The organism is Spirochaetota bacterium, from assembly GCA_038043445.1.
Lineage (GTDB): Bacteria > Spirochaetota > Brachyspiria > Brachyspirales > JACRPF01 > JBBTBY01.
The window spans coordinates 60,680-70,776 of sequence record JBBTBY010000021.1 but is presented as its reverse complement, the minus strand read 5'-3'; the positions used below and the strand labels follow the sequence as shown (position 1 = coordinate 70,776).

The following is a 10,097-nucleotide window of genomic DNA, read 5'->3' as shown; positions in this document are numbered from 1 at the left end:
ATCGGAGAACGCTTCGAGGGATCGCTCGATGAATTGGCGCTCTATCGCCGTGTCCTTGCGCCGAGGGAAATAAGCGCATTGGCGGCGAAAGCACCCCCTCTGCGCGATGGACTGCTTGCATGGTGGAATTTCGATACGGCAGAAACAACGGACGACGTTTCCGGCGGCGGTCATCGCCCCTCGGGAAAACCCGAGCCAAGCTGTATTCGCACGGTCCTGCGCGCCCGCGAGAACGGCATCATGCCGCTTGGCATTTTCTTTCGGACCGCGCACTGGGCATCGACCGCTCCGCCGAAAGCCACGTATCGGGACATTTATCCGCCGAACGATGCGGCATGGCGGGAATATATTGAGAACACAGCGCGGCATCTCACCGGCGTCATCGACCACTGGGAAATATGGAATGAGCCCAACAGCCCCAACTTTTGGAGACCGCCGGCCACATACAGCGATCTGGCACGGGAGCAGGGCGAGCTGCTTGCATCGGGATATCGTGCGGCGAAACGCGGAAATCCCGGCTGCAGCGTTCTTACGTTCGGACACGCGGGACCAAAACACATGCAGCGCTCACGCTATTATCCGCTCGATACTGTGCTCAATAGCGGCGGATCAACAGTGTGCGATGCGATATCGATACATCCGTATCCCGACGGCGAAGCGCCGGAAGACTCCCTCGTTGAAAAATGCCGATACCTGGCCGATATCACCGCCCAGTATGGACCGCGCCGGCCGATATGGATAACCGAGATGAATTGGACGACAGAATTGCCGCAGGGATCCGGTACACCGAAGCAGACAAGCGAACACCGTCAGGCCGATATGATCGCACGCTATCAGGCGCTCATGTCGGCATCCGGACTTGTGGATAAGTTCTTCATTTTCCGGATGCAGGACCCGGGCAAGGATAAATTCTACGGCGAGGAAACGATCGGATTATGCTATAACGATATGACCCCCAAGGATTCATACTTCGCGCATCGCGCTTCGGCGATAATGCTCGACGATGCATCGTTCGAGCGATCGCTCGATGCCGGCGATTTACATCATGCGTATGCGTTCAAAAAAGGATCGGGGGAACGGTTCATAGCGCTCTGGGTATACGGCCGCGCAAGCACGACCGCGGTTAAAACGGGAACATCCGGCCTGCGCGTTATGGACATCATGGGGAATGAGCGAACAGTGAAGTCCGTCAACGGGGTATCGCTCCTCGATGCGGGGGAATCGATACTCTATCTGCGATCCGTTCCTGACGGCACAAAAATACGGGAAGTGCTCTCCGCACCTGAGACACATGTGCGGCCCGGGGTGAACACACAGACTGCGGTTCAGATGCTCAATCCCTTCGGGCAGGATGCAGTATTGTCATTGCAGTTCTCCGCAAGCGACAGTACGATAACCATTGCCGATCACAAGATGGAAAAACGCCTTGCCCCGAACGAAAGGACATCGATGAATGTTGCGATATCTTCGGGGATCGGCACGAAACCCGGCATATATACGATCACGGCGATCGGCACGCTGCTCGGGCAGCCGCTCCGAACGGAATTCCCCGTCCGCATACGGGTATCAGAGCCGGCAGACGGAAAACCGGTCGGTCATTGGACCATGGACGATGCGTCTGAAACATCGATCGCGGATTCGTCAGGCAACGGTGCTCACGGAAGCATACGCTCAGCGGTACGCGTGGAAGGCAAACGGGGCATGGCGCTTAAGCTCGATGGCACCTCCGTTGTGACGATACCCAACACGGCACTTCTCAACCCCCGCGATGAGCTCACTATCGCGCTTTGGGTCCGCATGGATGAAGAAACGAGCGCGTGGGTATGCCCCCTGTCAAAATCGACCGATAAAAGGCAGTACGGGTTCTGGATACACCCGAAGGATATGTCGACGGTCACGCTGTACGGCGAGGCATCAGCGGCGCCCTACTATGCGATGAGCCTTGTCCCTATCCGCACGTTCAATGAGTGGCATCACCTTGCGTTCACCATCTCCACGCACACCAGACGCTGGAGCATGTACCTCAACGGCACGCTCTGCGGGGAGGATGAATACGACCGCGGACTGTTCATCACGAATACCGCGCCGATAATACTCGGGGATAAGAATAAATGCACCATCGATGATGTCCGCATCTATTCCTGCGAACTGACGAAAAAAGAAGTGGAACTGCTTGCGCGATCTGAGTAGCGATCAGAACTCCTCAACCGTCGGTGCTCCCTCGACCCACGCCGTCATATTGAGCACGAGATAATTCCAGTTCTGAAAGCCGCGGTTCAATATCGGCTCGCCGTTCTCCGGCTGATAGTATTCATGGAGTGCGCCGAAACGTTCGACGTCCCTCCCGAAAAGGAGTATCGTCTTCTCCGCAAGCTCCCTCGCCTCATCCTTGAAACCGTAGCGCACAAGCCCGCGGAACGTCATGTAATTGGCTATGCCCCAAATCGGGCCGCGCCATGTGGAAGGATTTCCCGATGCTTTCAGATTATACATCTTCTCCATCTTCGAAAGCGAGCGTACGCCGAAGGGCGCATTGAACGTCTTTTCATTCCTGAAGTGTTCGGCAGCTACGCGCTTCGCCTGCTCCGGTGTCGCAATGCCCGCCCAGAGCGCAAGAAAGCCCGACCATACGCCGATGCGCATGATAAGGCATTCCCAGTCGCGCAGCTGTCCGCTGTGGAGGGTGAATGCAGGCTCGTCGCGATGCGGCACGAGATTAAGATCGACGCTGTAGTAAAAGCCGTCGCGTTCGTCCCAGCAATGGTCCTGTACGGCGGCTTTCAGCGCCGCGGCATCCGCGGAAAATTGCAGACCGACCTCATTGAGCGAGAGCCGCTCGCAGAGATACGTCATCGCAAGGAGCTCGCGATACATGAGCGCATTGAGATAGATGGAACCCGAGCTTTTCGGCGGTCGTCCGAATGTGCATGGGTCATCGTCCACGCCGATGGCGCAATCGTCCTGCCAGTAGAAAAGCCCCGTCGCCCGATGCCGGTGATGATTGCGATAATTATTGAGGAATGTCTGGAGGAAATAAAACTTCTCGCGGAGCCATTCCGCATCGCCGTGCGCCTGCTTCACGAGGAATGCCGCATGCTGTGCGAGAACAGGTTTATGCATGTTATGCAGGAACATATCCTTCGGCTTCTTGTCCGCGATGCTGTACTTCTCCTCTGCCGATCGCGAAACCGATATGGGCATCCATCCCTGATAATCGCTGAACGAAAGGAAGTTGAGTACACAACCCTGTTCGTAAGCAACGGCCTCCCTGCTGTCTTCGGCATTGCCAGTCTCAAGAAGGATCTGCCTGAGCGCGATATTCGAAAGCCATGAATCCCAATCCCAGAGAACATCGGCATATTGAGCACTTCCCGGTGTCAGGAACGGATACGGAAAGGGATTTCCCGCTTTGCGGTACATCCCCTTGTAATCGCGGTGAATATGCTCTCGGATAATGGGGATATACTGCTTGACATCGCTCATCTAGTTGCTCCTGATATCGATGGTGTCGTTTTTCAGCATCATATCACATCCCCAACCCGTGCCAATAGGCCATACCGGAGCCTCATACAATCCGCCGAAGGCGATTTTCCTGAGAAGGGCAATGGCAAAACGCTTTTCGCTCTCGCCGTTGACCGATATGCCGAAATCAGTTTTCGTCATATCAATGACGATGCGATTCCACGACTTCATCATAACCGATGCGGCATACTCCCACGTTTCATCCCCCGTTCTTATCTCAAGCACATCCGACTTTTTCTCCGCATCATACCGCGCGCGAAGCACCGTACCATTCCTTGTCTTTCCGCCAAGCGTAAGAATGGGGAACGGATCGCCCGTGTAGCGGTTGAGCATGCTGTCAAATGAGAGCGTAACGCGCTCAGCCTCGGTAAGCTTCTTCGTGAGCACAAGCGAGAGCGTCGTTTCCCTCTGACGAAATCGGAAATAACCATCTTCCTTCTCAACGGCCGTACGAGCGCCCCGCGGCATGAGGAACGGCTTTGAGAAATCGGGCAATTCATGAACGACGGCCCAGAGCATGTTCTTCGGATATGTGTACGCGATATACATCTTCCCATTCTCGACAAATGCGTTGGGATAGAAGGCGCAGGCGCCGGCCGGCTGCACAACAGGGCCGGGGAGAAGGAGATCGGGATCGTTCACGGGAGAAGCGAAAAGCGAAAGGAAATAGCGATCGAACGATATGCGCTTGGGAATGTTCACATGCCAGTCATTGAGCACCATGAACAGCGAATCGCGGCTGGTTTCGCCCGAAAGCGTTACGTTACGCGAACATATCGTATCGAGCTCTACCGGGCGCGCCTTCGTCCATGTCTTGCCGTGGTCTGCACTTGTTGCATAGAGAAGCATGCGATGGGATTTATCCGCCTTCTCCGGCGCATCCTGCGATGTGGAATTGCGTATAAGGAGGCCGAAGGTCCCGTCGGGCATTTCATATATCGACGGCTCCCAGAGCGATATCTTTTCGCCGAAGAGCGCCGTATCCTCGCCGACGTCTTTCCATGACATCGCTTCGATGGGGTCGCTCCAGAACCAGGAGGCGCCGCCATTGTCGCTCATGAGTATGCCGGAAAAAAGCGTATTGCCGACGATGCATCGCTCGGTGTTCGTGAACGGCACGCATGAGGGGAACATCATAACACCCTTGCTCGACACGATGCCGTGATTGGTCGGGAAACCGCATGCCTTCCCGAGCAGGGCATTCGGCGCGTTCTCTACTTCAACATTCTTCCAGTGTAAACCGTCGGTCGATTCCGATACAAATACTTTGCGTCCGGTGAACGTACACCAGGCGCAGAAGAGTTTTTCATCCTTCCAGTTTATGAATATCGGCTGCCATTGATTATCATCGTCTATCGGGTTCTCGCATCCGGCCTCCGTCATGAACGGGCGTATCGGCGCGCTCCAGGAACGATAGTCGTCGCTCACCGCAAGAAAATTGTACTGGCCGGGAACATCCTCAAGATGGCTCACATTCGCGTTCCACGCAGCGAAGTACTTCCCCTTGAACTTCACCACATCGACATCGTGATTGTACGAAAGATCGATCGGCTGCCCCGGGTGATGGAAGTAAATATCGCCTTTCTCTATCCTCGGTTCATACATCGACAGTTTCATAGCATGCTCCTCTCGGGTGATGATGATACGATACGCACAGCATCACCTTCGGGCAAGCACAAGCCGGGAAAAGTATTGGATAAAAGGGAACTACTTTGTTCTCGGCGTGGACGGCATTTCAGGCGAATATCCATCCGTGAAGGGACTCGGCCGCGGGGGCGACGGCGGGAAGTCGTAATAGATGATCACCGCCTCTCGTGTCTGGTACATACCCATGTCGTAATTGAAGGCGACAACGGTGACGCGATGGTCTTCCTTCTCGCCCATTCCGGTTCCTGCCGTACGTGTTGCAGCCTCCGCCTTCGCCGACGGCGCTTTTGACGACTTCGTCAGCATGTCCTTATCGGCAACAATGACTTCCTCGACGACAGGATGCTTCTCGAACCAGTCTTCCATATCCTGTTTCGACCAGAAATACGCCGCACCGATGACGCCGCAGTTCACCGACAGATCCTTACCCCATGCATTCGCCCGCCACGCCGCGTAGGAAGTTTCCTTATCAGTGAATACGAAACGCCGCGCCTCACTTCCGGACACCTGCCAGCCGCGTATCGTGATGTACGAATTCGGGGCGATTATCCACTTCTTCCCGTCCTTAGCCGATACCGGGGTGCCATTTACGCTCGAAAGACCGTCAACGGTGAGATTCACCGCGGCGCGCACCGGCAATGGATTGTGAAGGCGGATGCTGTAACGCTCATCGGGCACCGCCGCAACGAACGGCTTTCCCCATTTCGAGCTTTCCGCCTTTTTCCCCGTGGTATCGGAAATGACTTCCACAATGAAATTGTAGGAATACGTCCGATTCTCATAGGCAACACTTCCGCCGCGTATAACCTTAGTGCGGCACTGCATGGTGTACGGCACGGCGGCTCCCCATAGGATCGGCGCTGCCAGAACCGCGAAAACGCTCAATAAAAGACTTCGTTGTTTCATAAGATCCTCCTCGTCGTTCAGTATATATTATAACGATCCAGGAAGCAAAAAGTAACATCCCAGCTTAACAATAATGACGGGCATATCCTTGTTACGGAAAACAACACGACTCATAAGCATATTCGATTGCCCGGCGCAGAGCCAGACTTCCCGTGCGCTTGCCATTTCCTTCACTCATCCCTCTTCACATCACCCCTGCAGTCCGCCCCCATCTTCGTAATAACGTTTTTCTCGATCATCACATTGCTCGACACGGTCGTTTGTATGGCATACGCATTGGCCTTAAGCGCATCTTCCGCCTGTACGGGCATCGGCTTTCCGCACGGCGATTCAATCGTATTGCCGCGTATAACGCAGTTCTTCGCGTTCGCGACGAATACTCCCGTCGACGATGGTCGTATGATGGTATTATTCTCTATGACGATATCCGCTAGGTGTATGCCGTTCGTCACGAAGCGGTATCCGGGGCCGTCGGTGAACGCAGCGAGCGCCGCATGCATGCCGTTATGATACAGACGCGACGAGAGCGCAAACGCCCCGTCGATGATAGTATTATCCGCGATGCGTCCGCGCCGCGGGAACGGCGACTCCCAGAAATACACATCCGGGGCGATAAGCATCGGCGTAAGACCTGTACGCTCGATGCGGTTATGCTCTATCGAAAAGTCCACGGCCTTCACGAGTACGCCGCGCGTCCAAATGTCGTGAATAAAATTGGAAACGACCGTCGTCCCCTGCGCGATGCGCTCCTGCGAAATGATGTAATCGTATTTCATGAGCACAAGCGGCCTGTCGAATTCGACAGTATGAACGAAATAACCATTACCGGTGAATGCGCCGACCTTATAACCCTTATCGGCGAGCGCTTTCGGTATCGCCTTCGCCTCCGCGATGAGCTTCTCGTCCGTCTCGATCGTATCCGCCTGCACGACAGCGCGGCCGACAATATCCATACCCGGCAACCGCGCGAATTCGAGCTTCGCCCCTTCGCCTATGTCATCGGTAAAGAACGACATCACGCGCGCCTTCGTCTCGCCCATCGGCTCCATGACCACGGAGAAGAAGCTGTGAATGTTCACCGCATCGTCACACGACCAGGAGAATTCGCAGTTCTCGATGCGCGGACCGCGTTTTACTTTTATCGAATGAAAGATATCCGCATTGCAGACGATCTTCCGCTTCGTGCCGGGACGCCGGACAACCTTTATACCGCGATAGCTATTCCCGCCCTCGCCGCCGGCTTCAGTGACCGCCATATGCGGTGCGCCATATATCGTGATGTTCTCGAGCGATACCGACCCGCAACCGTTGAGATTGAACACCATGCGCATGGTGCGATCGGGAAAAACGAAGCGGTCGCCCTTGTGCGCGGCGCCGATATCGTAATTGAACATGGCGCCGTCTCGCGGCGTTATGCGGTAGATGCGCTCACCGATAGGATCGATCTGTTTCACCCAATCCATTCGCTGTTCGCGCATGCGGTCGTCGGGCGAAATGAACACCGCTTTTATATCGCCGACACGCTTCACCCAGCCGTCGACGAGCGGAAATCCCGGATCGATGCGTACGTCGAACGTTTTTGCCGCGGTGTCGATGGCGATGACCTCACCCTGCGAATTGTGGAATGGATCGGTATCGATCACCGCGCCGCGGAAAGAAACATTCATGCATTTCTCGAACAGGAACGCGTCGTACCTCTTGCGGCCGTGTATCCAAAACTGCGCCCCGTCGGCGATTATCGAAAAGTTCGTCGCGGTGATGACGATATTTGGCAGTTCATACGTGCCGAGCCGATAATTCCCCGGCGCGATGACGAAGCGGTCCTTCCCTTCCTGTATCGCCTTCTGCAATGCTGCGTGCATTGATTCCGCCGCCATGCGCTGACGCTCTTTCTCCGTCTCATCCCACGATGCGATGGGTTCAGGATAGACATGGTTCTCCGCCATCACACCGGCCGGCGGGGTTTTCAGCAGAACGAATGAGAGGTCGTCGAGCGTTCGATTGGATATCTTATTAGCATTCCCCTTCTGAAAGTCAAACCCGATGCGCATGATGCCGGCGGCGCTTCTGCACGATACGAACGCGCGTATGCCGAGCCCGTCATCATTCACTTTTCCAGGGATGGATAATTCTTTCTCTAGCTTTCTGCCGTCACGATCGCTGTAGAAGCTCACCCGCGCACCACTTTCCTCGGCGATATTATTGATGACAAACCCCACCGCTTCCATCGGCTTGGAAAATGTGATGTACAGGTCGTCGCGTACGGCCGGTATGCCGCGGAGCAGTATCGATTGCTTTCCCGACGACGCAAGATCCGCCGACTCTACGATATGCCACCAATTGCCGTTGACCGCATTGAAGCGCACCGTGAGATCGGTCTTTACGGCCGAGGCCGCGGAGAACACTATTTTCGAATATGTGTGCTCGTCCTTTGTTCCCATGCGCGGGAATGATGCGCCATCAAAGTCGACGGCAAGAGGCGACAGGGCCCTGAACTCTGCAAGGCGCAGATCACCGGCTTCGCTGTCGACCGCACCCGATATCGTTCTCGATAATGCCGGACCGAACGCCGACGTGAACGCCCCGAAGAGACCGGTGGCAGTCAGCATGCAGACAAGTATAAGCTTCATGAGAACGCTCCTTGATCGATCATGATCAGTGTAGTGCAGAACAGGGAAAATGGGAATGACAGATCGGGAAATGTTTTGTATAAAACGGCACTTCAGCTCCCGGGTATATGCAGATGCCTGCGGAAATCAGCGAGTCTATGGAATGTGATCTGATTGGCATCGTGAAAATACGCCGATCCGTCATATGCTGTACGCACAAGAGAGACAAGGTCGTCGCCGGCGATGCGAAAATCCGGATACTGGAAACCGACCTCATGGAGCGAGCGCTCACGGCTTATCGGGCTGTCGTCGATGATAAGGGTTTTTACGATCATCCAATTCTTAAGATCGGGGGATACCGAAAGCGTGAGCGTATTACGCTGACTGTACGCCTCGGGCATCGTGTTATTGTTGCCCATGGCGAGATAGAGCCCGCTCACGCCATCGCGACGAATGCAGAATTTATGATGACCGCCGGGCAGGCGGATATACCCATGTTCAGGATCGAAAAAGAGCGTCCGCGAGTCGGCAGAAAGCGTGAAGAGCGGCGCATGATCGGGATTGGGGCATACGCGCATGCACAGGAGCGCACAGATCGTGCCATCCGGCGCCGCAGCCATATTCCCTTCAAGCCACTCATTGCAGGACGGTATATCCTTATGTGTTGCGGGGAACCAGTATTTCGGGAATGTCTTCGCGTCAGGATCGAACAAAACAGCCGAGCTCATGATCCAACTCCTTGCATCAAGCAGATCGCTCCTCATGTCGGCGGATATGACCATGGTCCGCCAACCGCGCCGCCTGTCGGGATCGGCGACGTCGTCGATCGATTTGTAAACGCGCGAGCCGTGCACCAGAACCGTTCCGGGCGACATATGAAAGTTCGCCGCCGTCTTCCCCTCTCCGCCGCGGAACAGTATCCCCGAATGTTCGTCGACGGCTTTGCTCCAGGTGCGTCCGCTATCCGTACTCCGAAAAATGACAATATCACCGAACGGCCGGTCGCATCCGATGAGATACACGGCGCGTTCGATAACAAAGAACGCAGCCCAGTAGGCGCCGACATGAGCAGCCTGCCGCCACGACACCCCTCCGTCCTCCGAGCGGTATATCATCGTCCCGGGCTCCGGTGTTTCCGCATCGGGCGGCGATTTCACGTCCGACGTAAAATAAAAATCATGTGCCGCGAGCAATGCACCGTCGGGGGCTGTCTCTATCGACGGACTCCCGAAGCAGGTGGTCTCTTCGCCCGGCTTACGTTTGCGAACTGCATTGAGTATCATCGGTGTAGCTCCTCCCATCGTTCGTACATACGTTTCGCATCATGCAAGAACAATACTATACGATCCGTCGATCGACAATAGCCGGTCCGCAGAAAAGATGGGGGAAATCTGCCCCCGATGGGAAAAATCG

General features: G+C 55.3%; 6 protein-coding genes. 1 reads left to right on the top strand and 5 read right to left on the bottom strand.

Annotation, left to right across the window (positions count from 1 at the left end; translation table 11 throughout):
- Positions 1 to 2,190: LamG-like jellyroll fold domain-containing protein (locus AABZ39_03275; GenBank protein MEK6793772.1), on the top strand; the 2,190-nt coding region annotated here is incomplete at its 5' end.
- A 3-nt stretch (positions 2,191 to 2,193) separates the two neighbouring features.
- Here the strand turns inward: AABZ39_03275 and AABZ39_03270 are convergent.
- The 5 genes from AABZ39_03270 to AABZ39_03250 form a co-directional block, all read right to left on the bottom strand.
- On the bottom strand, positions 2,194 to 3,483 hold the full coding sequence (locus AABZ39_03270; protein MEK6793771.1) for a trehalase family glycosidase: 1,290 nt from the start codon (positions 3,481 to 3,483) through the stop codon (positions 2,194 to 2,196).
- Entirely contained in the window at positions 3,484 to 5,139 is a 1,656-nt protein-coding gene (locus tag AABZ39_03265) for a sialidase family protein (GenBank protein ID MEK6793770.1), read from the bottom strand.
- Between the two features lie 90 nt (positions 5,140 to 5,229).
- Positions 5,230 to 6,075: a hypothetical protein gene (locus tag AABZ39_03260; protein ID MEK6793769.1), complete on the bottom strand. Its 846-nt coding sequence runs from the start codon at positions 6,073 to 6,075 to the stop codon at positions 5,230 to 5,232.
- A 170-nt stretch (positions 6,076 to 6,245) separates the two neighbouring features.
- Positions 6,246 to 8,705: a right-handed parallel beta-helix repeat-containing protein gene (locus AABZ39_03255; protein ID MEK6793768.1), complete on the bottom strand. Its 2,460-nt coding sequence runs from the start codon at positions 8,703 to 8,705 to the stop codon at positions 6,246 to 6,248.
- 92 nt (positions 8,706 to 8,797) lie between these two features.
- Positions 8,798 to 9,967 (bottom strand): sialidase family protein, encoded by a 1,170-nt coding sequence (locus AABZ39_03250; protein MEK6793767.1) that lies wholly within the window; start codon positions 9,965 to 9,967, stop codon positions 8,798 to 8,800.
- Between the last annotated feature and the right edge of the window lie 130 nt (positions 9,968 to 10,097).